The following is a 26,410-nucleotide window of genomic DNA, read 5'->3' on the forward strand; positions in this document are numbered from 1 at the left end:
TAAAAAAAGCTGATTATGAAAGGAGCTAATACAATGAAGTTAGAATTCCATCAGTCAATAAATAAGCTGGCTGACTGGGTTCAAAAATCTTGTAATACCGTAGTATTTACAGGAGCGGGAATGTCAACAGAGAGTGGCATCCCTGATTTTAGATCAGATAAGGGTTTATGGACGAAGACAGATCCGATGCAGGTGGCAACAGTGGAATCGATGTATCAGCGGTACGATCTTTTTCATGAATTTTACACGCTGCGCATAGAAAATGTGCGAAAATCTATCCCCCATGAAGGTCACAAGATCTTGGCTCAATGGGAAAGAGAAAAAAAACTGACTGCTATTGCAACACAAAATGTAGATCGTTACCATCATTTAGCAGGAAACAAAAATGTATACGAATTGCATGGATCTTTGGAAACCATTCGATGTATTGAGCAAGGACATTCCTCTACTAGTGAAGCATTCATTAATAAGAAACCTTGTTCAAAGTGCGGGAGTTTACTGCGACCAGGGGTGGTACTATTTGGAGAAATGCTACCACATGAAACTTGGTCCAGAGCATTGCATTGCGTCCAAGAGTCTGATCTATTACTCATTATTGGAACCAGCTTGCAAGTACACCCAGTGAATCAGCTACCTTCAATGTCTAAAGGCAAAGTGGTATTGATAAACCGAGAAGATGTTCGTGCTACGAATGTCTTTGATTTAGTATTAAAAGGGTCAGCAGGTCAAATACTACAGCAAGTTAATCAAGTCCTTAAAGGAGAAAAAATCAAATGAAGCACGGTGAAGTAAAGTGGAATTACCTTAAAAACAATCATTCGCTTCCAGGTGTTTATCATCCTGTAATCGAAAAGATTCTGTTGACAAAAGGAATTAATAGCATCGAAGAGATGGATGAATTTCTTTCTGAAAAACCAGTTAAAACCTACAATCCATATTTATTACATCAAATGGATGAAGCAGTTGACAGAATTCATTTAGCCTTGGAAAAAAAGGAAAAAATTGTATTTTATGGAGATTATGACGTTGACGGGATTACTTCCGTTGCACTTTTAATTGATTTTTTCTTTCAAGCTACAAAGAATATAGATTATTATATTCCTATGCGGCAAGGAGAAGGGTATGGATTAAATAGGGAAGCAATCCACCAAGTCAAAAATGAATATGGGGCTGATTTAATCATTACAGTCGATTGTGGCATAAGTGCTTGGGAAGAAATTGAATATGCTAAAACTTTAGGTATGGATGTAATTGTAACAGATCACCATACTCCTGGTGATAAACTGCCAGATTGTATCATTATTAATCCCAAAAAAGAAAACTGCAGTTACCCATATAAAAACTTATGTGGGTGTGCCGTTGCATTTAAACTAGCCCAGGCATTGCAAGTGTCATTAAATCTACCGAAAGCTAATTTGAATCGATTATTAGATTTAGTAGCTATGGCAACAGTGTGTGATGTAGTACCTATGGTAGATGAAAACAGAACTTTTGTGAAGTATGGATTGCGTATGATTAATAAAAAACAAAGAACTGGTTTAAGAGTACTTTTGGAGCAAATAGAGATGGCAGAAAAAGAGATTACAATAGGACATATAGGATTTATGATTGGGCCTCATTTTAATGCATCAGGTCGTATGGATGATGCATCCTTGGGCGTACGATTATTGATGACGCAAAATGAAAAAACAGCTCAAACAATTGCATCAACTTTGGTTGCTTTAAACAAAGAGAGGAGACAGATACAAGATCAAGGCTTAGAAATTTGTCAGAATCTGGTAGATACCCAATATAGTACAGATCTATTTTTATTAGTGGAAGCTTCGGACTTGCATGAAGGAGTTATAGGAATTATTGCTGGAAGACTTAGAGATCAATATTATAAGCCTGTTATTGTTCTAACACCTTCGGAAAATCCTGGATTTTATACTGGGAGTGGAAGAAGTGTCAATGGTTTTCATCTTTTTAACGAATTATCTAGCATAGCTCATTTGATGGAGAAATTTGGAGGACATGAGAATGCATGTGGACTCACCATTCACCGTGATAAGATTCACTTGTTACGAAAAGAGTTAAACCAACGAATACAACAGAATTTACAAGATGAGCCTGATTTGCTAATGAAAAAAATTAATATTTACTCTGAAGTTTCACAAGCAACCTTGACAGAAAAGCTTATTGAACAGTTGGAAAGGTTAGAACCTTTTGGAATGGGGAATGAAAAGCCGTTATTTATGATGGGGGAACTATCGGTTTGTGATAAAAGCAAAGTAGCTTTCATGGGCAAAGAAAATCAACATATTAAAATAGGGAAGTTTAATCAAGGAGAAAAAAAGGTGAAGGATGGTATTGAAATTCTAGGTTTTGGGTATACAAAAGAAGCGACTAAAATTATGGATCAATCCAGTTACTTTGATTTAGCATTTTATCCACAGATCAATCAATGGAGAGATAAAAAAACAATACAGTTATTAATTAGCGACATGAAGTCTACCTCAAGATAAGTCGTAGAAAATTTCCCGATGGAGGAGTGATTAAAATGAATATTCTTATTCGAAATGCAATGATCCTTACAATGGATAGAGATGAAATAGTGCAAGGGCATATTGGAATCGAAAAAGATCGAATTATATTTATTGGTAGTATTCCTGAAGACTTCAAGGCGGATTATGAAATAGAGGCCAAGGACCATCTGGCCATGCCAGGGATGGTGAATGCCCACACCCATAGCGCAATGTCTCTGTTGCGAAACTACGCAGATGATATTCCTTTCTGGGAGTGGCTTACAGAAAAAGTATGGCCTATTGAAGGAAAAATGAATGAAAAAGATGTTTACTGGGGTACTATGATTAGCATTGCAGAAATGTTCCGATCTGGAACGACAGCGTATGCAGATATGTACTTTCATTCAGAAGAAACCGCTAAAGCATCCTGTGAAGCTGGTATTCGATGCTCTGTTGCCAAGGGATTAATTGGGTCTTCTGAGGAAGATGAGCAACGGTTTTCAGATACACGAGCCATTCATAGAGAGTGGAACGGTGCTGGGGAAGGTATCATCACGGTGATGGCCGGACCCCATGCACCCTACACTTGCGATCCCAGTTTTTTGCATAAAGTCATTGATTTATGCGATGAATTACAGATGCCACTTCATATTCATTTATCAGAGAGTCAAAAGGAAATCGAAGAAAGTATCAAAAAATATGGAAAATCACCTATTGCTCATGTTCAAGAATTAGGATTATTTACACAACACACTTTAGCGGCACATTGTGTCCATTTGTTGCCAGGAGATATCTCTTTATTAAAAGAAGGAGGAGTGCATGTAGCCCATAATCCTCTAAGCAATCTAAAACTTGGAAATGGAACGGCTCCGGTTTCAGATATGCTTCAAGCTGGCGTGAACCTTTCTTTAGGAACAGATAGCTCTTGCAGTAACAACAATTTAAATCTTTTTGAAGAAATGAAAATGGCATCTTTATTAGCTAAAGGACAAACGGCAGACTCCACTATATTATCAGCTTTTGAAACATTAAAGATGGCTACGCAAAATGGATATAAAGCTTTAAGATTGGATGAAAGCTTAGGAACACTTAAAGCAGGAAGCAAAGCGGATTTAATTTTAGTAGATATGAATCAGCCACATTGGTATCCGCATCAAAACTTAAAATCATCTTTAGTCTATTCGGCTCAAGGATCGGATGTATCAACCGTCATTGTGAATGGTAAGATTGTAATGGAAAAGAAAGAGATGAAAACCATTGACTTAGAACGAGTAAGATATGAAACAGACAAAATCATTAGTAGAATATATGAATAGAGCACTTAGTTGACCAAGATGAGCGAGAGGGAGATGAGTATGAAAGGGACCCTGATAGCAACGTGGATTCAGACAGCTCGTGAATTGTTTGGAGAAGAAGAGGTGAATGAAGGGATGCTGGCTGCAGGTTGGAAGCCGGGCCAGATATTCAAGTCTTCTGATGACGTGGAGGACCAAAAAGCTTTCCGTTTTGTAGAGTATATTGCTCAACATCAACAAGTGGAAGTTGGAAAGGTCTGGCATCAAATAGGGTTAAAAAATGCGAAAACTTTCTATGAAACATACCCATATTTTTTTCAGCATAAGCATTTGGTGCCTTTTTTGAAATCACTCTACAATGTTCATGTCATTATGACTAAAAAAATCACTGGTGCTACCCCACCTTTCGTTGAATTAGAGCTGCGTTCTCAGCAAGAAGCAGTGTTTACCTATAAATCTTCACGACGTTTGTTTGAATACATGAAGGGTATTCTTGAAGGAGTGGCACATCATTTTGGGAACCGTGTTAGAATTAAAGAGTTAGAAAAGGAAAAGGATACTTGCAAAATGTTATTGGTTTTTCAAGAGCCAATACCCAAAGAAAGCTCTAGTTTGTTGAATTGGAAACATATGGGATTTCATATAGGAATCATTACTCTTTTTAGTATGATTGTTCTTGTGCTGAGTGGAGGATTATTTTTTAGTGAATATGGAACAATGCCTTTTGGAATAGTACGCTTGATATCTGTACTGATGGCAATCAATGCGGTCTTAGGCATTTCTTTTTATCGGAAATTTGTTAAACCATTTCTTGTTTTGAAAAACATGATGAAAAGCTTTTCGATTGGTTCAAAAGAATTAACAGAAAGAGTACCTGAGTATAGTCATAATGATGTCGGGGAACTGGCTGGATACACCAACGGATTTGTTCAAAATATGCAGCAGATTATGAGTAGTGTCTATCATACTACGTTGAGCCTTAGTGGAGCTGCCAGAAACTTATTAAGCATAGCTCTAGACATGTCAGTTAACAGTGATCAAATGAATTTAAAGTCTGTGGAAGTCGGCAAAGTCATGAGAAGAATAGCTACTCACACAGATCAAACTGCAGAGGCGGCTCAGGCCACAAGTGATAATGCTACTACCATGGCATCGGCAGTAGAGGAAATGACTTCTACTATACGAAACATCTCATCATCAGCTGAGGTAGCCTCAGAAAATGTATCTAGTGTAAGTGAAGCAGTGGTTGATATTACCGGGCATGTAGACGATGTTGCAGAAGCTGCGAGAGCTGTTTCGGATTCTGTTGGAAGCATTTCTGTAGTGGTGAAGGAAATCGATTCTTCCTTGACAAACATTACTGTAAACTGTCAACGATCCATGCATATTGCAAAAAATGCAGAGGAAAAAGCCAGCACTACAAATAACTCTATCGATGAGCTTAACCAAATGTCTATGCAGATTGGAAAGATCATTAGTGTTATTAATGATATTGCGGATCAGACGAATATGTTAGCACTGAATGCAGCTATAGAGGCAGCGGGAGCTGGTGAAGCTGGCAAGGGATTTGCCGTAGTAGCCAATGAAGTAAAAGAATTGGCCAAACAAACATCAGAAGCGACAGAGGAAATCAAAGAGCAAATTGATCGAATGCAATTAAAAACGAATAATACAGTTGCCTCAGTCGAGGAAATTACCAATGTCATCAAGGAGATAACTCAAATTACAACTGTTATTGCTACAGCTGTGACAGAACAGTCATCCAGCACAGGAGATATATCCGCCTCTGTTGTTCATGCAGCTAAAAAAATCAACGACATTACACATCAGATTGATGCGGTGGCGATTAATATGCAAAGAGTATCCTCTAGTACAAAAGAAACAAATGATGCTGTTAGTCAAGTGGCAAGATCTGTTGCAGAGTTATCCGTAGCATCAGGCGAGGTGGCCCATAGGACGGAAAACGCATCTCAAAAAGTATCTGAAATTGCAACTGCATCTAGAGAAATATCTGGGGATTTAAATCTTGTCAATAATGATTTGGAAGAAATGCAAAAGGTTTCACATAACACAGCATCCCAGTCAGAAACGGTTAATCAGTCGGCGAGAGAGCTATCAAAAATTGCCCAAGAGCTTGAATTTTTAGTGGAACAGTTTAAATCTGACTAATGGAAAGCTGAAAGGAGATTATATTTAATGGACTTAGAGATAAACAAAAAATATCATGGCTTTACGCTTGAGGATAAAAGAAAGATGGAAGATTTGAACGCTACAGGATATCTATTTCATCATAAAAAAAGTGGTGCAAAACTTTTTTATCTTTCAGCGGAGGATGATAACAAAGTATTTTCTGTTTCCTTTAGAACACCACCTTTAGACAGTAGTGGATTGCCACATATTTTAGAACATTCAGTATTGTGTGGATCGAAAAAATATCCCTTAAAGGACCCTTTTGTAGAGCTAGCCAAAGGATCGATGAATACCTTTTTAAATGCAATGACTTTTTCCGATAAAACCATGTATCCGGTTGCCAGTCGCAATGAAAAAGATTTTATGAATTTAATGGATGTCTATTTAAATAGTGTATTTTATCCCAATATATATCGACAACCAGAAATTTTGCAACAGGAAGGATGGCATTATCAATGGGATGAGGAAAATAATAGAGTGTCCATTAAAGGGGTAGTATATAATGAGATGAAGGGAGCCTTTTCATCCCCTGAACAAATATTATTTCGAAAAACGCAAGAAACACTATTTCCAGACACACCCTATAGCAACGAATCTGGTGGAGATCCAATGTGTATACCAGAACTTACACAAGAGAAATTTCTTGACTATCATGGTAAATTTTATCACCCTTCTAATGCATATTTATATTTGTATGGAGATGGTGATTTACTAAGCCACCTTCAGTATATTGACAAAGAATACCTGGATGGTTTTCAGGCGATAGAACCAAATTCCTTTATACCTTGGCAGAAATCATTTACAGAACCAATTGTAAAAACCATTGAATATTCCATATCACCAGAAGAAAAGACACAAGATAAAACATATCTAAGCTTAAATTTTGTTGCCGGAGATTCGAGAAATCCTGAACTGAGTCTGGGGATGGATATGTTGAATCATTTATTGCTAGGAACCTCGGCAGCACCGCTGAAAAAGAAATTGATTCAATCTGAGCTAGGAAAAGATGTATTTGGCTACTATGACAGTTCTATCCAACAGCCTGTTTTTGGAGTTGTTGTTAAAAATAGCAATGAAGACCTTGCGGATTCCTTTAAAAAACTGGTATTTGAGGCATTAGCTGATTTGGTAAAAGAAGGAATAGATAAAAAATTAATTGAGTCGGTAATCAATGCCCATGAGTTCCAATTACGGGAAGCGGATTTCGGTAGATATCCAAAAGGATTGATTTACGGAATGAAATTGATGGAGAGTTGGCTTTACGAGGAAGACCCTTATCGTCATTTAGAGTATACAACAATACTAAACAACATCAAAAGTTCCTTATCGGAGCCTTACTTTGAAAGATTGATTCAAACTTACCTATTAGACAATAAACATCATAGCCTTGTGATTGTTACACCAAAACCAGGTTTAAACGAAGAAAAAGAAGAAGCATTTCTTTTGGAAATGGAATCCCTAAGAGAGAACATGTCGGATCATGAGAAAAATAGTCTGATAAAATCCAATCAAAAACTGGAGTCATGGCAAAAGGAACTACCAACAAAGGAAGAAATTGAATCAATACCGCAACTATCCATCAAAGATTTGGATATGGAGCCAGAAAAAGTTCCGCTGGAAGTATCCACCATAGGTCAGGTTCCTGTTTTAAGACATCCAATCTTTACAAATGGTATTGTTTATGCCAATTTATATTTTGACCTGAAGTACTTAAAACCAGATCAAATGCCGTTAGCAGGCTTACTTATAGGTCTAATGGGAAAACTTAGTACAGAAAAATATCAGTATGAAGACTTATCTAATGAAATCCATCTTCATACAGGTGGTATAGGTTTTAGCTTAGAAGGGTTTCCTATAAAGGAAGACTCCATAGAATATAAACCAAAGTTACAAGTGAAAGCAAGGGCCTTATCAGATAAAAACCTTGAAATGTGGGATCTGATAGAAGAAATTTGTCAGCGGACGATATGGACGGAAAAAAAGAGAATGAGAGAAGTGATTCGAGAAATGAAATCTCGTTTGGAGATGAAGATGCTCCAAGAAGGTCATATGGTTTCAGTGAAAAGAGCGCTTTCTTATCTGTCGCCGGTATCACAATTTCTCGAATCAACATCGGGTGTTGAGTTTTATCATTATATTGCGGAGTTAGATGAAACCTTTGACGAAACATATGATGAACTAATTCATAACTTGAAAGAGATTCATCATAGAATATTTCATAGTAACAATTTAACTATAAGCCTGACAGCAGATGAAAGTGAATTAAAGGAAATGGAAAAACCTTCACTGGACTTTATGAGTCATCTCAATCAAGAGAAGCTGGAAGAGGTGTTGAAGAGTGATCGATCAACAAGTCCCTGGAAAAATGAAGGGCTATATTTAGCAAGCGACGTTCAATATGTGGCTAAGGCAGGAAATTTACTGCAGGCTGGCTATGCCTACAACGGTAGCTTACAAGTATTGAAAACCATCGTCAGTTTAGATTATCTCTGGAAACAGATTCGAGTAACAGGTGGCGCCTACGGTGCTATGGCTGGATTTCAGCGGAATGGAAATGTATATTTTGTATCTTATCGTGACCCAAATCTTGAAGAAACCCTACAAGCATATGATATGCTAGCTGATTATGTGGAAAATTTTTCTGTGAATGAGCGAGAAATGACAAAATATATTATTGGCACTATGAGTCGTATGGATGCGCCGTTGACACCAGCGATGAAGGCAGAAAAATCAGATGGACTCTATTTTTCAGGCATCACCCAAGAAGATTTAGTAAAAGAAAGAAAAGAAATCCTAACAACAACACCGGAAATAATTGCTTCCCAAGCAGAAAAAATCCGAGGAAGCATGAAAGAAGAGTATGTTTGTGTGTTGGGCAACGAGAATCGAATAAAAAATTCAGAAGGGATTTTTCAACGATTAGTTCCTGTTTTGCGATAGAAAAAAGAGTTCTATTGTGTAGAAAGTTCTTTGTATATATGAGCGGCGAATTCAGCCGCTCTTTTTTTTATATTAGGGCTTTGGAGAATACTTCCAGCTTCATAGGCAGTAGCGGTTAAACAAAAGGATGGAGGAAGCCAAAATCCTTTATTCACGTTTAATGCACCGATTAACTGTCGTGCCACAGAATCACTACCAGAATTACCAGAAACAATCACCGCAAATATTGCTTTGTCATAAAAGGACATAGTTCGATATAAGGCGGTCATACGATTGATGACAGCTGAAAGATTTGCTGATATCGCATCATTATAATTTGGGCAGACCCATACTAGCGCATTGGCTTTTTCCATAGCAGGAAATATTTCTTTAATGACATCCCCACCGTAAAAACAACTTTTTTGTCGTCCGTAATAAAGACATGTTTGATAACGGCAACCGACGCAATCCACTAAGGTTCCATTTTCAACATGGAACTCATCAATTTCTAAGGAAGGCAATAGATCTTGAATCATATGCCAAAGATGGAGAGTATTGGATGTCCCCTTAGAACTTGCATGTAAAACCGCTAATTTTGGTTTCTTAGTCCCTGGGTAGGAAAAATCAAGCAATCGCTGGATGCCTTGATGTCCCATTTGATAAATTAGTTCTTTTCGTGGAATCCCAGATGTCTTTTCCCATCTGGCTAGATTATTGAGATGATGTGTCATTTCCAGTAAAGGATGACCAATAAAGCGACATCCCTTTTGATTAAGTACAAAAATCAACCCAGAAGTAAAAGACTTTGTAAACCATTCATTGCAACTTTTAACGACGAGCATGGCCGTACACCCTAGGAATGCATCAGCATGTATTAGATCTATTTTTTTTAGAATGTGTATTAAAGACAAATTATGTCCCCATTCATCAAGCTGTATTATAAATAGGATACGAGTCATTTTCATAATCCTATCTTTGGTGATCCCCTTTACATGATGAATAAGATCGTAATCTACATGCTTTAAAAGTTGATGAGCATATTGTTCTAATTCATTTGATGGACTTGGCATAAAAACAGTAATCATTTTGTTTGATCCAACTTTCTCCAGGTATTTTCTAAGGTTGTGATCACGGATTTCGGAAGGTTGTATGTTTCCCAAGCAGGACCAAAAGGTTCTAGCCAATTACGACAACCAAAGTAGACACCTCCAAGGAACGTAGTGCTGTAATGTTCCTCCCCATTGATGGCCGCTAAGATGGAATAACATCCTGAAGATAAGGCTGGTGCAATATAAGGTTTAAAACCAGTTTCTCGTATGTTTAGATTTGCTCTTAGCGTTTTTTGTGTTAAATCAAGAGAAATGCTTTCGTTATAATTAAAGAGGGAATCAAGGATAAAAAGGCCTAGGCCATGGGGCCCGAAAGCACGACCTTCTTTAAGATAATGTCTACTATTATCGTTTTTTACAGCAAAGTAGTTTGCTCTGGCGTTCATAACACCTAAACCAAAGCCTTTTACCTGTTCTGGAAATAATCCTTTGAAATCAATTTCGCCAGATTCATTATGATTGCTTGATTCATAGGCAATTTTACAAAGCTGATCAACGGGATCAGAAACAACAGCAAACATTCCCCTGAATTTTGATTGTCGTGCTTTTTGAGCATAATCTCTAATTATGCTGGCATTGGCTTCCAATTGAGCCATTCTAACATCACTAACATTAGCTCCGATCTCTGGTATTTGTTTTGCGATACAAAATAGAAATACATCACAATCAAAAAGCTGATGTTCACTTATTACGTGAATAGGTGGATGTTGATCATAATTCACGCTAGCTATTTGATTAGCTTCCTGTTCCCATCGGTTCATTCTATCCGCAGATAAATCGAAAATACCTATAGAACTAATGGTATCAACGGACTGCATACGTAGACCAGTAAGAAGTGTGCCACCTACATCGCCAAGGCCTGCGATATGAATCCTTGTCCCTCTTAGGATTGGATGATTTAATCGTTCTTGCCAGCGGGGATGAGTAGTGTTGAGACTATAGACTTGTTTCGCATATATCTTCTCTACAAGCCAAGGTATATCAGTCTTTAACTTTTCAACTGAATCATCTTGAAGAGGAATCGATGTTTGCTTCTTGTTTAATAACGCCAGAGACTCTTCTTCTAAAAAAAGATGCCAAGGCTCCATCACGCAGGCACAAAGGTGACTACGAAGAGGGTTTCTTTGAACAAGCCAGTAAATGGGGTTTTGGGTTGAAGCTGCAATTTCTTGACTAATACTAGTAAGCTCTGGATATTGGTGATTTGAAATCAACACAAATTTATTTATTTGGTAGAAGTAATACAAGTTAATTGCCTCCTTTTAAGATGTGATTACCATTAGTTCTAATCTTTGTAATAACTCTAAATCTTTTTTTAAATGCTCTGAAGGAGCAACACTGAAATCATATTCCATATGTGGTCCATTGTCAGGGTATCGTGGGTAAATAAAAACTTCTCCTAGTAAAGACAGGGTTAGTTTTCGTTCATATAATTTTTGATATTCTTTTTCAAGTACATGTAGAATATTAATAGAGTTTTCAATGCACGTTTCTGACATATTATAAAGTTGGCGGTTGGTGACACCTTTTATAAAGCTTGGAGATGTATAGGGCATTATTTGGTTGATTGAAGGCATTAAATTGCTAGTGGGATAAGCACCTCGCCATAAAAAATCGCCACCAATAAAAGGATACATTAAAGCTTCGTTAAACCATAATCGAAGCTTTGGAATAAAATAAGCACTATCCACTGCTTGGTTTTGAATCTCCATTAATTCTTTTCCGCGTCCAGATAATAGACCAACAACAATTTTTTTTACATGAAGATTCTCTTCTTTTAATAAAGGATCCAGTCCTCGAATTCGATAGCCTTTATTTAACAAATCATCCACTAAAATAACAGGCCGATTAAAAGATTTAATCATACGGATCTGATGCTTTAAATCTAAATAGTAAGGAAAGGATCGGATATTGAAGCTTTTCATGTCAGAATTAAACATACGCTCTGTATGGAGCGATTTAGTAACGGTATTGGGGACGATAATTCTATTTAGAACATTGCCAAACGGAACGCACATAGCTTCTCCGAGTTTTTTTGAGCTTAGAGGTACGGGAGGTACTTCATTTTCATGGCATATTTTTTTGATCAAAGTTTCGTCTATGATGCTACGGTCAAAAGATAACAATAAGTGTCCTGGGTATAATTCAGTCAATACTTTTTGCATACGCTTTCTGGTGTGATTAATAGCTTTTTGGACATTATGATTGCTCTTGAAAGGTTCTTTAATGATGGTCATAATATCCAGGTTTAGGGTGCAAGGGTTTGACATATCAACAGTGAAAACAGGACTTCCTTCATTGTCATAATCCAAAGCCGCAAAACCATGTAACTTTAAAATGTCGAAGACGTTTTCTTCTGTTTGTTGATCAATTTTGTTTTGGAAAACAGCATAACCATAGTCATTTTTAAGAGCATATGCAATTGTTTCTGTGAGTATAATCTGGTGTAAATTATCAAATTGATGGTGGTCAACAGCAAATAGTCCGTCAATAGCAATAATGCGCCCAGTATATTCTTCTCTAACATGCCGAGAAATAGTTTGATCTTGAAATTCTTGATAAATCATCTCTGAAGGGACCCAATGAATAGCTGCATAAGCCAGCACCTTACCATTTTGTTTCACGTCACGAATGAGAATAAGGCGACCATTCGGTTTCTTTAAGACAGACTCAATTTGTTTAAATGAATAGTTGTAATGATCATGAAAGGTAGATACAATACTGTTGATCAACTCATAAGTAAAATGATCTCTAATATCAATATCCAGTGAGATTGTCTGGATTAATGATTTGTATTGAGGTTCATTTCGATAAAGATTTTGCTTATAAATAAAATGTTGGCATAGAGGGTCGATCATTCGTGATATATCTCGATTTTCGTCAATATAGTTTCTAATTTGCGAAGAGCTGATATCTTCATATTGGGGTGCTAGATTCAATCTAATTACAGGCTTATTGATTTTTTCAATCAATAAATTTAACAGATCATAGTTATACGGCGAATAATCCGCATTGCGTCTTTCAAAAATAACATGTCCAAAGTCTAATATAATTTCGTTTTCTTTGTTTCGGTATGCAGATGCGTTAATTAACACATCACTGCCTGCTACAAGATAAACTTCAGAACTGTGGAATAGTTGCTTAAGAGTTGCGAGATCTTTTGGGTTTGCAAGGTTTATGGGTAGTTCTTCAGGAAATAAAAACACATGAAGTTCATCTGCAATAGACATGTTAGCAATACTCTTTCGAATAAGATTAGGTTGCGTTCTTTTAGACCAAGAAAACTCATCAATTGCTAGATAAACCTCGAAGCCTTTATCACGAATAGCTGTTGTGATTTCTTTATGACCCAAGGTAAAGGGATCAAAAGATCCTGGAAAAAAAGCTACTTTCTTAGGTATTGAAATCTCCATGGGATTATGAAAAAATGCATAATCCGAAATAAAACGATAGATATAATTTAAGCTAGAAGAGTTTGTAAGAAAAAGTAGCTCGTGATCCTCTGTTTCTTTGGTTAAGGTAAGCAATTTTTTTGCAATCATTTTAAACAAATGAGCTTTTTCTTCTAGTGTCAGAAGAGCAGAGCCAAAAATATCTTTCCCTAAGACACTAAATGAAATTTGTTGGATCTGGAACTGATTATGGACCAAACCATTTAATAAAACACCCATCATTTTTTGTAAACGAGTGTCGTATTCTTCCTGTGATTCATTAAAAAACTCCTGATATTTCGGATAATTTTGGATGAAAACACCGATGGTCTTTAATAAAAGGGTATTAATTTCAGAATTACCTTGCTTAATTTTTTCAGTTAAATCCATAATAAGTTCGTCGATTTCAACTCGTTGAAGATAGATGATGATTTGCCCCAGATAATCTGGAATGTATTTAGTGTGTTGAGCTCCATCAATTTCAAGAGCGCGTAATAGCTCGATGGCAACATCATTTCTTTGCTCCATTGGAAGCTGAGGGAAAAGACTAACAAGGGACTCGCCAGCTTGAATTCTTACATTTTCAACACTGCTAACTTTTAATAAGTTGCAAAAGTGCATAGCAGTATAAAGCTTATTCAACGTAGGATTTTGACTTAAATAATCAAGTAAAAGCTCTACGTGGATTCGCTTAGTAACCCAGTTGGTTGCAGTTTTTAAGTTCGTCAGATGAATATCGGGCACTTTGTGAATGTCTAACTCATAAAACTCATGGTAGGGACGGATGGTTTCTTCATCTGTGAATAATTTCTTAGCAATACGAAGCATCATATAATTTTCAGCTGGAACTGGCGATTTAGATGGTTTTTTAGAGAATAAGGATTTTACATACTCAATTTCATCGCTATTAAAACTAAAGTAATCCACTAAGTAATTAAGAGATTCCAGTACGGACATTCGGAGATCTAGATCTTCTTGAATACTCTTTTGTCCTAGGGCTGATCGAAGATATTGAAAAAAGACACTTAATGTCGGGTCCCCTGGATATACTGGTATTTTAGGAATGGCCATAAGGTAATTAATATCAACTTCTTTTGCATAGTCATGAGATTCTTGGAAAAACTCTACGATGATACTCTTATAAGGGCTTATATCTTGTTGATCACAAGTTGTAAAAAGCCGTGATAGCATATTAGTTAAGTTATATCGAATCCAATGAGAATGAAGCTCTGTTATTTTATGGTCAGGGTGTATAAATTGTTTCATATATTCACGTAGCAAATCAAAGCTAGTGATATCAGGAGGCGGAATTTCTGCATCTTCTGGCAATTCTTTTCGATAATTTTCATCGAACTTAGCAATGATCTTTCCTATCAGTTCAGCGCACTGACGTCGTATGTCTTCTTCTGGATGAGTTAATTTTTCATAAAAAAACCGTAAGGTTACAATTTTTTGTTTTTGAGTAAAATAAGCGTTGTATTCCTCAAATAAATCTAAATATTTACGTAGCGTCTTATCATTTTTTTCATTGCGTGCCAGTTCGATGATTTCACTTAACGAATCTTCATCTCTAAAGCGATGGAGCAAATGTGTATTGTGCTGTATTGCAAAAAATTTTAAGTTTTGAGTGACTTCGGTTCCATGCATTAAAGAATAATGCTTTTTGCCTACATTTTTGATGGATTCTAGGGATGCATCAGGGTCTGTTTCAACTCCTAGATCGATCATGTAATCTTCGAAGTCTTTTAATTTGGCATAAACACGTTGATAACGTTTTTCTTTTGCTTCGTCTACATTGTCCAATTTGCTTAAAATAACTTGAAAGGATTCGTCTAAATTGAAAAAAGACATAGTAAAAGGATTTTCCTTAGTCGCTTTGTTTTTAACTCTAAAATCTGCATAAATAAGGATGAGGGACTCTAAGGGAAGATTTTCAAGTTCAAGATCCCATACAGAATGATTGAGTGCAACATGGCCAATATTAAAAATCTCTCGATTTTTAAACCATTGCTCTGTGTAATAATAGTGAAGATACGCCACTCTTTTTGATTCAAAGCTTCTACATCCAAATTTGCCTAAATCGTGTCCAGCTGCAGCACCAGAAACCTTGCCGACATCAACTGGAATATCAAATTTATAAAGCTGTGTTGCAATGCGAACTGCTAGATAATGAACGCCGCAAATGTGATCCAGTGTATTATGGTTTGTAACTTCAAAATTCAAGCGCATCATTTCATGAATATATTCACTTTCAAAAGCCTTTACAAAATATCGATACTCTTTGGATTGGGCAGCGTTGCTATTTAAATCTTCGATCTTAAGACGTAATGGATATTTTCCTTGAAAGGAAATTTCATCCGTATCTGTTTTGATCTTGGTAGCGATTCGTAAGCCTTCTAAGTAACATAAGCATCCTTTGTCATACTTTTTATCAAGATTAATTTCAATAGCATGTGGGAAAGAAAAAGAAAGTGCAAATTGATAAAGGTAGGTAAGTGGATTTTCAGGTTCTTCATAGTCCCATAGATCTAATAATATGGGCTGTAGTAAGTCGTAAACCGACGAGCAACCATAATCCGTATAATCAATCATATTTTTTAATTTGGCTGTTAAAGTAGCGTCCTTTAGATAAGATTCCATCTTTTCATGTGACATTTCAAGGAAATTTAAAAACCTATCCTCTAAAAAATGAGAATAGAGCATATCGTAAAAATCTTGATGTGTTTTCATAATGGGGTTCCCCTTTCTACCTGTTATTATAAATCATGTTACCCCAATTATGAAGAAAGGATTCAGCATAATAAGGATAAATATACGGATCGCTTAATGATTTGGAATAGGAAATTGAATTAGATATGGAACTGACTTTTTTATAAGGCAGGAATATGCTACAATAGTGACGGTAATTAAAGGGTTAAATTCATAAAAAAAGGAAGAAATTAATGAATTCAAAAGCATTAAACTTATTGGAGTTCAATAAAATAAAACAATCTATAAGCGAACTATGTGTTTCGGAACTGGGGGCTGAATTGGCTAGAAACCTATTTCCAATAAAAGACATAGGCGCAATTGAGGAAATGCAAAAGCAAACGAGCGAAGCGGAAGCTATACGAAAGCAAAAAGGCCCCATGCCTTTTTTTGGACTAAAGAATGTAAAAGCCTTATCCAGAAAGGCAGAACTAGGATCCGTTTTAGAACTGAGTCAACTTATAGTCATAAGGCAACAACTGTCAGCAGCAAGAAAATGCAAAGCGTTTATAAATTCATTTGAGGACAGAGATCAGACACCAGTTTTCAAAGAGAAGGCTCAATTACTAGAACTGAATAAATCATTGGAAGAGAAACTGGAAAATTGTGTGCTTAGTGATACAGAACTATCAGACAACGCCAGCGTAGTATTAAAACAAATACGCAAAAAAATACAGCAGAAAAATGAAGGAATAAGATCGAAGTTAAATGGGTTTGTGCAGTCTAGTAAAAATCAAAAATATTTACAAGATGCAATTATAACCATAAGACAAGGTCGTTTTGTCGTTCCAGTAAAGCTTGAATATAAGGCTATGGTTCCCGGAATGGTCCATGATCAGTCTTCTTCTGGAGCCACACTTTTTATTGAACCCATGGCTATTGTTGAAATGAATAATGAGTTGAAAGAGCTAAAAATGAAAGAAGAAGTTGAAATAGAACGGATTTTGATGGAATTAACCGAAGAAATTGCCGCTGTAGCGGATATACTTAGGCATAATCAGGACATATTGCAGCAAATGGACTTTATGATGGCAAAGGGCGAAATGGCTGTAAGTATGAAAGCCATTTCGCCCAAATTGTCAAAAAACAGAAAGATTAATATTATAAATGCTAGACATCCGCTTCTTGATCCCAAAGAAGTAGTACCCATTTCAGTAAAACTTGGAGAGGTACATCAAGCTCTCATTATAACAGGTCCCAATACGGGAGGTAAAACCGTTACCTTAAAAACAGTTGGACTACTAACTTTAATGACTCAAAGTGGTCTTCATATACCAGCTGACTATGGAAGTGAGATGGGTATTTTTGATCAGATATTTGCTGATATTGGTGATGAACAAAGCATTGAACAAAGTCTCAGTACTTTTTCTTCTCATATGACAAATATTGTAGAGATTCTAAAAAAAGTTACAGGAGATTCTTTAGTGCTGTTGGATGAATTAGGTGCCGGAACAGATCCAACTGAAGGTGCTGCTTTAGCAATGGCTATTCTTACGTTTTTAAGAAATAAATCATCAACGGTACTAGCGACTACTCATTATAGTGAGCTAAAGCAATATGCACTAATGAATGAAGACACAGAAAATGCTTCCGTTGAATTTGATGTGGAGACTTTGAGCCCTACTTATAGACTCTTGACGGGCATTCCAGGGAAATCGAATGCTTTTGAAATATCCTCAAAACTAGGAATAGAGCAGCAGATTATAGAGGATGCTAAAACCTTTCTCACACAAGACAATATTGCTTTTGAAGATGTCCTGCGTTCGATCGAAGAAGATAGGATTTTGGCGGAAGAGGAATCAGAAAAAGCTGTTTTATTAAGAAGGGAACTAGAACATAAAGAACGCGTGCTGGAAGAGAAAGAAAGAAAAATTCTAGAACAAAAGGATCAATTGATTTCAAATGCTCGTAAAGAGGCATATGTACTTATGAAAGAAGCAAAGCAAGAAGCTGACTCATTAATAGAAAAAATACGAAAAATGAGGCATCATCCTCATGAAGTAGATCAGAATAAAGAAGCAGAAAGAATTAGAAAACATATCCGTGGAAACTTAACAAGGTTAGAGGATGCGGATACTCAGAAATTTATTATTGATGAAATATCTACAACAGAAGCCGCAGAAGCTTTGAAAGTAGGAGATGAAGTAAATATCCCTTCCTTAAATCAACAAGGAATAATCGTGTCATTAGAACAAGAAAAGAGATCTGCTTTAGTGCAAGTAGGTGTAATGAAAATGACGATGCCATTGAAGAGCCTTATAAAGCTAAAGCAAGAACAGCCAAAAGTGAAAAAAGGACTTCAAAAGATCATTCAGCATAAAACAGAGCATACAGCAAAAGAATGTGATGTACGAGGGGAGGATTTAGAAGAAGCACTTTATGTTATTGATAAATACTTAGATGATTCTTATTTGAGTGGATATAACGATATAACGATTATTCATGGTGTTGGCACAGGAGTATTGAAGCAAGGGATTCAAAAAATGTTAAAGAAGCATCGGCTAGTGAAACATTTTAGAGAAGGTGTTTATGGTGAAGGTGGAACGGGAGTTACAATTGTAACCTTTAAAACAACCTAAATATAATCAAAGGGGAATTGAGAATGATAGCCAGCGGAAATTCTTAATGGAACGGGTATCCAGGTTCTTGAAGGAAAGTGCAGGATTGCTGACTGTTTTGGTAATGATGGGAGTTTTACGAAGAAACAAATACCTGGACTTGGTGTTACAGCGGCTTTATTCCATAAGGCAGGAATATCAATTTGTCATGAATCATACATTACATTAATCAACATAAGGGGATAAAAGGAGGAAAAAAATGAACACCAGCAGAAGCATTGGGATTTTAATGATTGGAACACTTGTGATAGCCATGGTTATAACTTTGAGTGGATGTCGTAATGAAGAGCCAGAACCAACTTTCGAAGAATCAACACAGCAGGAAGAAGAGAGTGAAGCAGAGGAAACGGAATCGGATCCCTTAGCAGAGGAAATCAATGAACGAATTCAGTATGTGCTCTACCTCAAGCATCAAGAACATCCCTTTATTTTCTCTGACTCTCATCAGATTAACGAAAACGATCAAAGACTTGAGGAAAAAAGCTTATCTGAGTTTGTATTAAATGAGTTGATTAATCAAGAAGGAATAGGGGAATTAATTAACCCAATTCCTAAAGATACAAAAGTACTCGCTGTTGAAAACAAAGAACGGACAGCTATTGTGAATTTATCCCAGGAGTTTGTTGATAATATCCAGGGGACAGAAGAAGATATTGAAGCGACTATAGCTATGATTGTGAACAGTTTAATTACATTACCAGAGAATGACAGAGTTCGTTTATTAGTAGAAGGCGATAAAATTCATAAAATAGGAGATTTACCAATACAAAATGAGTACAAATTCATCACAACCTATTATCCAGATAAATGATAAGATAGAAAGAGTAAATACAGAAATAATTAGGAGGACGATCGATGAATCCCTTTAAAAAAACGTTAGCAGCAGCCATTACAGAAGCACTAGAAAATCATTCATACGAAGAAATTATTGAATGGATAGAAACACCACCTAATAGTGAGATGGGAGACTATGCATTTCCGTGTTTTAGGCTAGCAAAAGCATTTCGAAAAGCACCGCAGGTCATAGCACAAGAGCTTGCTGATAAACTTCGATTGCCAGCACCTTTTGAAAAAGCAGAAGCTGCAGCTGGATACTTAAATTTTTATTATAATAGAAAGAAGCTAGCAGAAACAATCTTAACCAAGGTTTTATTGGAAAAGCAGTCTTATGGATCCAGTACTGAAGGGGAAAACCAGGCGATTTGCATCGACTTTTCTGCACCTAATATAGCCAAACCATTTCATGTAGGGCATCTTCGATCTACGGTGATAGGAAGCTCTCTCTACAAAATATACAAACATATGGGATATCGTTGTATTGGGATTAATCATCTTGGCGACTGGGGAACTCAGTTTGGAAAGGTGATTGTCGCATATAAATACTGGGGAAATGAAGAAATAATTAAAGAGGAACCAATACAAGGATTGCTAGATCTTTATGTAAAGTTTCATGAAGAATCAGAGAAAAATTCGTCCTTAGAGGATGAAGCTCGGGACTGGTTTGTGAAAATGGAAAAGGGAGACGAAGAAGCACTGACCCTTTGGAAGTGGTTTAGCAATGAAACGATAAAAGAGCTTCAAAAGATTTATCAGTTACTGGATGTACAGTTTGATCATTACACTGGGGAGAGTTTTTATAATGATAAAATGGATCCAGTTTTAAAAGAGTTAAACGAAAAAAATCTACTAAAAGAAAGTGAAGGTGCCATCCTTGTTGATTTAGAGACATACAATATGCCTCCTTGCTTGGTGCAAAAGAAAGATGGCAGCACTCTATATGCCACAAGAGACATAGCGGCGTCTATTTATCGCAAAAATACTTTTGATTTCACCAAGTGTCTATATTTGACAGATTACTCACAAAATCTACATTTTGCTCAGTGGTTCAAAGTGGTTGATCTTATGGGGTATGATTGGGCTCAAGATCTAGAGCATGTTCCTTTTGGACGAGTAACCCATGAAGGAAGAAGAATTCAAAGTCGAAAAGGAACTGTTGTCCTGCTAGAAGAAGTAATTCATGGAGCAATTGAAAAGGTTTCAGAAATTATTGAGGAAAAAAACCCTGGATTAGAAAACAAAGAAGAAACTGCCATTGCTGTAGGAGTTGGAGCTGTTATTTTCAATGATTTGAGTCACAATAGAATTAAAGACATTTCTTTTTCCTGGGATACGGCTTTTAGTTTTGAGGGTGAAACAGGGCCATACGTACAATATACACACGCTAGAGCAGGAAGTGTTTTAAGAAAGGCTGGGATTCAAGGAGGAAATTGGCAACCAAATATCAATGGTGCTTATCTTGAAGATGAGGTATCGAATAAAGTTATTCGACAAATGGAAATATTTGGGGATGCAGTTAGGGATGCCATGAAAAAAAATGAACCATCTATCCTCACTAGACATATTGTAGATTTAGCTCAATCCTTTAATCGTTTTTATCATGATCATCCCATTTTAGTGGAAGATAGGGAACTACGAGAAACACGGCTTGCGTTAGTAATGTCCGTTAAAGAAATATTAAAACTAGGGTTAAGTCTATTGGGGATTAAAGCTCCAGATCGAATGTAAGTATAAAAAAGCTCTTGCAGGAATCATAGCAAGAGCTTTTTAAGTAGATTTAATTCAAGAATCCTGCATATGTGAAAACAGTTCTTCAACACTGACTTCAGATAAGTCAGTTAGCTGCTGGATTAAATCATCCTTTAGATCAAGAAATTCTTGGATGCTAGTTTGTTCGCCAGTATATTCCAGAGCTTGTAGAATCATCAAAAAGTCTTTTTTAGAAATGTTTTCGATGGATATGTGGTCAAAATTTTCCATAAGTCCCTCTCTTTCTCACCTTATTTCTTTAAGGCAGTATGATATCATCAGTATTGTATCGAAATTAAGTGAGGGATGCAAGAGAATTATGCAACCGCTGGACAAACAACCACTTGGCTTGTAGCATGCTGAACAATCATAGAAGCTACAGCTTTAACTGCGAACAGAGAACTATCGATATCGTTTTCCATGTTTTCTCCCTGGGATTCATAGCGTTGATGTAGAGCATCTAAATATCGTTTTACTTGATTCAATTTTGTAAAGTCTATGCCTTGAACCAGATTAACTTTATGGTCTCTATCCGAAATGGTGTTTTTAAAGGATTTGTGTAGTGCACCTTCATATTTTAAATGATCCCAAAAATGGTCCTGGTATGTTTTTCGATCATTATGTGGAACACAAAAGTAATCTGCCACATAATGAGTAATAATACCGATTTTTTGTGAGATATAGGCTAAATGGGCTCTATTATCGGATAAAGAAACACTGGATACTTTTTGTATTTCCCTGCAGATTGCGTCGAAGGACTGTGGTTTAAAGTGTTTTAGTTTTGGGAGTCCAGAATAGATATCAGGCTTGACACTTCCAAAAATTAATTGGGTTTTATCCAATTTGATATTAAGGTTCTTCTCAACATCTTGGTGAATTTCTTTGGCGATAATGACATGCGTTTGTGGTATCAAATTCAAATGGCCACCTTTCAAATGGTTTTAACTGTGTTATATTATAACCAAAAGCTATTATATTTGCAATAGGTTTACATAAAATAACAAAAAGGAGTCAACATATGAAAACGATGATTGTTGGAATTAACGCTAGATTTGTGCATACAAATCTAGCTGTAAGATATTTAACGGTGGCCTTAAGAGAAGGCGGTATGGATGCGGATTTCAGAGAGTATACGATTAACCAGCACTATGAAGATATACTTCAAAATTTATATCTAATGCGATGTGATATCATGGCTTTTTCATGCTACATATGGAATATTGAAATCATTAAAGAATTAGCCTTGAGTCTCAAGAAGCTTCGCCCCGAATTGATGATTGTTCTAGGAGGCCCTGAAGTATCTTATGAAGGAGTTCGATTGATGAATCATAACGATGGCATTGATCTTATTTTGACGGGGGAAGGTGAGATGACTTTTGTCGAGTTGGTACGGCGTTTGTATGAAAATGAGGATTATGCAGATATGTGTGGCCTCATTTTTAGAGCAAGGGGAGACGTGTATGAAAATCCAAAGCATTCCTCTTATATGGATTTAATAGACCTACCTAATCCATATGGGTGCGAAGAAGAAATAAGCCCAGAAAAGATTTATTACTATGAAACGTCTCGTGGGTGTCCTTTCCGTTGTAGTTTTTGTTTGTCTGGAAATGATACCAGTACACGATTTTTACCAATGGAAAGGGTGAAACATGAGCTATTGTTCTTTATTCATAATAGAGTGAAACAAGTTAAGTTGGTGGATAGAACCTTTAATGCCGACCAAGATAGAGCTTGTGAGTTGTTTGAGTTTCTAATTGAAAATGACAATGGACATACAAATTTTCACTTTGAAATAGGCGGTGAACTTATAAATGAAAAAACAATAAAAATATTAAAAAAAGCACCAGTTGGACTATTTCAATTTGAGATCGGAATTCAGTCAACTAATAAAGAAACACTATATGCAATTCAAAGGAATGTTAATCAAGAGGTACTGTTTCGGAACATACTAGAATTAATAAAGATAAAAAATATTCATATACATGTGGATTTAATAGCAGGCTTGCCCTACGAAGATTTCTTTCTCTTTCGAAATTCATTTAATGATGTTTTTGAGTTGGGTGCAGATATGATACAATTGGGATTTCTGAAGTTGATCAAAGGCTCTAAACTCAAAACACAGGAGAAAGAGTATAACTATATCAGCATAAGCAAACCACCTTACGAAGTATTATCCTCTCATTGGATTGGATATAGTGAACTGATACAATTAAAGAAAGTGGAAAGAATGCTTAATTTATTTTGGAACTCTGGGAAAATGAGAAATACAATTAACTACGCCTTAAAAACTTTTGAATCCAATGCGTTCAAACTATTTGATGATATGGCACGTGAATGGAGCCGTGAAAACGATGAATTTATTAGCCATACAAATCAAAAAATGATAACTTTTTTTCAACAGTTTTTATGTAATCGCGCAGGCGATCATGCAGAAATTGTTTATTATTTAATGCATTTGGATTATTATAAAGATAACAAGCAACATAAAACCTGGTATGATAAAAAAGTGGAGGATCAAATCTCTTTATCAAAAGCTGAGATGCATGCCATTCTTCAGAACGGAGATTTTATGAAAAAATCTTTGCCGGCTTACGCAGACAAACCTGTCAAAACAATTCTTTCGTCGGTTCATTTAGTATGGGTGCCCATTCAAATGAAAAAGAAACTGAAACCATATGTATCTGAAGTCGTTGAATGCTTTGGCGGAGAAAATCTATCGGATGATTTAAAAGAAATCTTTGAAGAAAAAGCGATTCTTCTTTTTGACTATCCATTGTTTTTAAGCAAACGCTCAAAGGTATCGAACATAAAATGGGTGGGGTTAGAAAGAAACTAAATAGAATCTAAGGACAAATTCAAAGGAGAATATACAAAATGAAAGACAAATTTTTCGAATTGTTAAAACCGTATACAGAGCATCTCACGTTTGTTACCTTGCGACCACATGCTAATCTTGGCCTGAAAGATTACTGTGTCCCACCACAGGGTTTAGATGTTCCGATGAGAACCAGTGATATGGCGGATAGAATTAAAAAACATGGAGAAAATCAAGTGCTTAATATTCCTATGATCATCATTGGAATAGGTAATATATTGGGGATTGACAACTTGTTTCCCTATAAAAATAAATATATAGATCTTATAAATGCAACCGAAATAAATGCATCCCAGCTATGGATAGCAGAAGCAATTAAACATCAAAAAAGAGAATCCTATCAAGAAGCCTTTATCTTTGCTAGAGCCGCATTGCTATGGGATATCAAAAGCCATCACCCACGATTGATGATAGGGGTGTCCGCATATCAAGTGGCTTTATCAATGGGTCTAAAAGATCCGAGAAGAAAAATATTTTTAACAGAATCCCAGAATTACCTTGAAGAATTATATGAAGAAAAAGTAGGAAACCCTATGATCAACTATTATCTTGGAATGATCTATCGAGAAAACAAAACATATAATAAAGCGATGAAAGTTATGGAAGCATCATCAAAAATAGATATGAGCGAAGACGAAAAAGCGATGATTACAAAGCAAATGGATACGATTAGAGATTTAGCTACGTATGAAGATGGATATCAATTGGTTCTTAAAGGAGAAGGAAAAAAAGGATTGAAAATATTGACACCTCTGCTGCAAGTGCATCCTAATTGGTGGAACTTAAACTTTTTTGTGGGACTAGCATATGAGCAAGTAGGGGACTCTGTCAACGCCTTAGTGCATTATAAAAGAGTAATTGAAGAAAAAGGATTTCATGAGGAAACATATCTTCAGATGTCCAAGATATATCTTGAATTAAATGAAGTAGACAAAGCACTATCAATGATGGAAACCTTACAGAGCAAAGATTCGAAAAATAATGAACTGAAATGTCAGACTGCTTGGATTGCTCATCTCGCTTTACAAACAGAAAAGTCAAAAAAATTATTATCCGAAGTTGAAAATTCAGATCCGGAACATGAATTACTTCAAATTGTAAAACAACAGATCCAAGGACTTTCTAAATAAAGAACATAGTGGTATAATAAAAATTACAAAATAAAAGCAATGAATCAAAATATTTAGCAAAGAGGTGGGATTTGTGATACAACATTTAGACGATTTACTAAAAGTGGCTGCTAAAGCAAAAAAAATGAAGTTGGCCGTTGCGGCTGCACAGGACGAAGATGTCCTTAAAGCCGTTAGCGAAGCAGCTAAGATGGAAATAGTAGAACCTGTCTTGTTTGGGAATGCATCAGAAATTCGTGACATTGCAGAACGGATCGGGATGAATATTGATGCAGTAGAACTTTTTCATTGTGAAGACTTTCAAAAATCCTCAGCTAGAGCAGTTCAAGCTGTTTCTTCAGGACAAGCAGATTTCTTGATGAAAGGACTTACGGATACATCTGTTCTACTAAAAGAAGTCTTAAATAAAGAAGCGGGTTTACGAAGGAATAGGTTACTAAGCCATGTAATGGTATACTCACCAAAGGCGTACCATAAATTACTTCTACTAACAGACGGAGGAATGAATATAGCTCCGAATTTACAAGATAAAAAAGAAATAATCATGAATGCCGTAGAGGTTGGAAGAGCATTAGGGATAAAGCCTGTAAAAGTTGCATGCTTGGCTGCAAAAGAAAAGGTAGACCATAAGATGGATGCTACCGTGGATGCATCACAATTAGCACAAGCCCAGGACAAAGGCGATTATGGCGAAGATGTTATAGTTGAAGGGCCTATGGCTTTTGATTTAGCGGTTTCAAAAGAAGCTTGTAAAATCAAAAAATTTATAAGTCCTGTTGCTGGAGAAGCAGATGTATTGCTAGTACCTAATATAGAAATGGGGAATGGCATAGGAAAAACTATGACATATATGGCGCAAGCAGCATCAGCGGGGATTATCATGGGGGCCAGAGTTCCAATTGTTTTAGTGTCTAGAGCAGACGAGTTCGAAACGAAGCTCTACTCGATTGCCCTGGGTAGTATGATCGCGATGAACAAATAGGGCCTTTCTAAAAAAGGCCAACA

At 36.3% G+C, this 26,410-nt stretch carries 16 protein-coding genes; 11 read left to right on the forward strand and 5 right to left on the reverse strand.

Annotated features, from left to right (window positions below; translation table 11 throughout):
• Positions 1-33: 33 nt before the first annotated feature.
• From ACZ47N_RS12960 to ACZ47N_RS12980, 5 genes are read left to right on the forward strand one after another with little or no spacing between them, the layout of a single operon-like run.
• On the forward strand, positions 34-777 hold the full coding sequence (locus ACZ47N_RS12960; RefSeq protein WP_464886967.1) for an NAD-dependent deacylase: 744 nt from the start codon (positions 34-36) through the stop codon (positions 775-777).
• Positions 774-2,504 carry a single-stranded-DNA-specific exonuclease RecJ gene (recJ, locus tag ACZ47N_RS12965; RefSeq protein ID WP_464886968.1) on the forward strand — a complete coding sequence of 577 codons (1,731 nt, stop codon included), beginning with the start codon at positions 774-776 and terminating at the stop codon, positions 2,502-2,504. Before ACZ47N_RS12960 ends, recJ begins: the two co-directional genes overlap by 4 nt.
• A 35-nt stretch (positions 2,505-2,539) precedes the next feature.
• Complete coding sequence (locus tag ACZ47N_RS12970; RefSeq protein ID WP_464886969.1) at positions 2,540-3,820, forward strand: amidohydrolase; 1,281 nt, start codon at positions 2,540-2,542, stop codon at positions 3,818-3,820.
• Between the two features lie 39 nt (positions 3,821-3,859).
• Positions 3,860-5,968 carry a methyl-accepting chemotaxis protein gene (locus ACZ47N_RS12975; protein WP_464886970.1) on the forward strand — a complete coding sequence of 703 codons (2,109 nt, stop codon included), beginning with the start codon at positions 3,860-3,862 and terminating at the stop codon, positions 5,966-5,968.
• A 27-nt stretch (positions 5,969-5,995) separates the two neighbouring features.
• Positions 5,996-8,929 carry an insulinase family protein gene (locus ACZ47N_RS12980; protein WP_464886971.1) on the forward strand — a complete coding sequence of 978 codons (2,934 nt, stop codon included), beginning with the start codon at positions 5,996-5,998 and terminating at the stop codon, positions 8,927-8,929.
• Positions 8,930-8,940: 11 nt separating this feature from the next.
• Here the strand turns inward: ACZ47N_RS12980 and ACZ47N_RS12985 are convergent, their stop codons facing one another.
• Genes ACZ47N_RS12985 through ACZ47N_RS12995 form a run of 3 tightly spaced genes read right to left on the reverse strand, consistent with a single transcriptional unit; the run spans position 8,941 to position 16,178 of the window.
• Complete coding sequence (locus ACZ47N_RS12985; RefSeq protein WP_464886972.1) at positions 8,941-9,993, reverse strand: flavodoxin family protein; 1,053 nt, start codon at positions 9,991-9,993, stop codon at positions 8,941-8,943.
• Complete coding sequence (locus tag ACZ47N_RS12990) at positions 9,990-11,264, reverse strand: lactate/malate family dehydrogenase (RefSeq protein ID WP_464886973.1); 1,275 nt, start codon at positions 11,262-11,264, stop codon at positions 9,990-9,992. Before ACZ47N_RS12990 ends, ACZ47N_RS12985 begins: the two co-directional genes overlap by 4 nt.
• Before the next feature lie 15 nt (positions 11,265-11,279).
• A complete protein-coding gene (locus ACZ47N_RS12995; RefSeq protein WP_464886974.1) occupies positions 11,280-16,178 on the reverse strand; it encodes a cytidyltransferase in 4,899 nt (1,632 codons plus the stop codon).
• A gap of 212 nt (positions 16,179-16,390) precedes the next feature.
• On the opposite strand from ACZ47N_RS12995, the gene ACZ47N_RS13000 reads away from it, so the two are divergent.
• From ACZ47N_RS13000 to argS, 3 genes are all read left to right on the forward strand, one after another.
• A complete protein-coding gene (locus ACZ47N_RS13000) occupies positions 16,391-18,775 on the forward strand; it encodes an endonuclease MutS2 (RefSeq protein ID WP_464886975.1) in 2,385 nt (794 codons plus the stop codon).
• Positions 18,776-19,013: 238 nt separating this feature from the next.
• Positions 19,014-19,625 (forward strand): GerMN domain-containing protein, encoded by a 612-nt coding sequence (locus ACZ47N_RS13005; RefSeq protein ID WP_464886976.1) that lies wholly within the window; start codon positions 19,014-19,016, stop codon positions 19,623-19,625.
• Positions 19,626-19,669: 44 nt separating this feature from the next.
• A complete protein-coding gene (gene argS / locus ACZ47N_RS13010) occupies positions 19,670-21,379 on the forward strand; it encodes an arginine--tRNA ligase (RefSeq protein ID WP_464886977.1) in 1,710 nt (569 codons plus the stop codon).
• Between the two features lie 54 nt (positions 21,380-21,433).
• Here the strand turns inward: argS and ACZ47N_RS13015 are convergent, their stop codons facing one another.
• Positions 21,434-21,631, reverse strand: a complete 198-nt coding sequence (locus ACZ47N_RS13015; protein WP_464886978.1) for a hypothetical protein — start codon at positions 21,629-21,631, stop codon at positions 21,434-21,436.
• Positions 21,632-21,717: 86 nt separating this feature from the next.
• Positions 21,718-22,314 carry a zinc dependent phospholipase C family protein gene (locus ACZ47N_RS13020; RefSeq protein ID WP_464886979.1) on the reverse strand — a complete coding sequence of 199 codons (597 nt, stop codon included), beginning with the start codon at positions 22,312-22,314 and terminating at the stop codon, positions 21,718-21,720.
• Between the two features lie 104 nt (positions 22,315-22,418).
• Between ACZ47N_RS13020 and ACZ47N_RS13025 the strand changes: the two genes are divergently transcribed.
• The 3 genes from ACZ47N_RS13025 (at position 22,419) to ACZ47N_RS13035 (ending at position 26,387) form a co-directional block, all read left to right on the forward strand.
• Positions 22,419-24,236: a B12-binding domain-containing radical SAM protein gene (locus ACZ47N_RS13025; RefSeq protein WP_464886980.1), complete on the forward strand. Its 1,818-nt coding sequence runs from the start codon at positions 22,419-22,421 to the stop codon at positions 24,234-24,236.
• A gap of 38 nt (positions 24,237-24,274) precedes the next feature.
• Positions 24,275-25,405 (forward strand): tetratricopeptide repeat protein, encoded by a 1,131-nt coding sequence (locus tag ACZ47N_RS13030; RefSeq protein WP_464886981.1) that lies wholly within the window; start codon positions 24,275-24,277, stop codon positions 25,403-25,405.
• Positions 25,406-25,478: 73 nt separating this feature from the next.
• The gene (locus ACZ47N_RS13035) at positions 25,479-26,387 is read left to right on the forward strand and encodes a bifunctional enoyl-CoA hydratase/phosphate acetyltransferase (RefSeq protein WP_464886982.1); all 909 of its coding nucleotides are present in this window, start codon (positions 25,479-25,481) and stop codon (positions 26,385-26,387) included.
• Positions 26,388-26,410: the final 23 nt, after the last annotated feature.

Source organism: Tindallia texcoconensis (assembly GCF_055383815.1).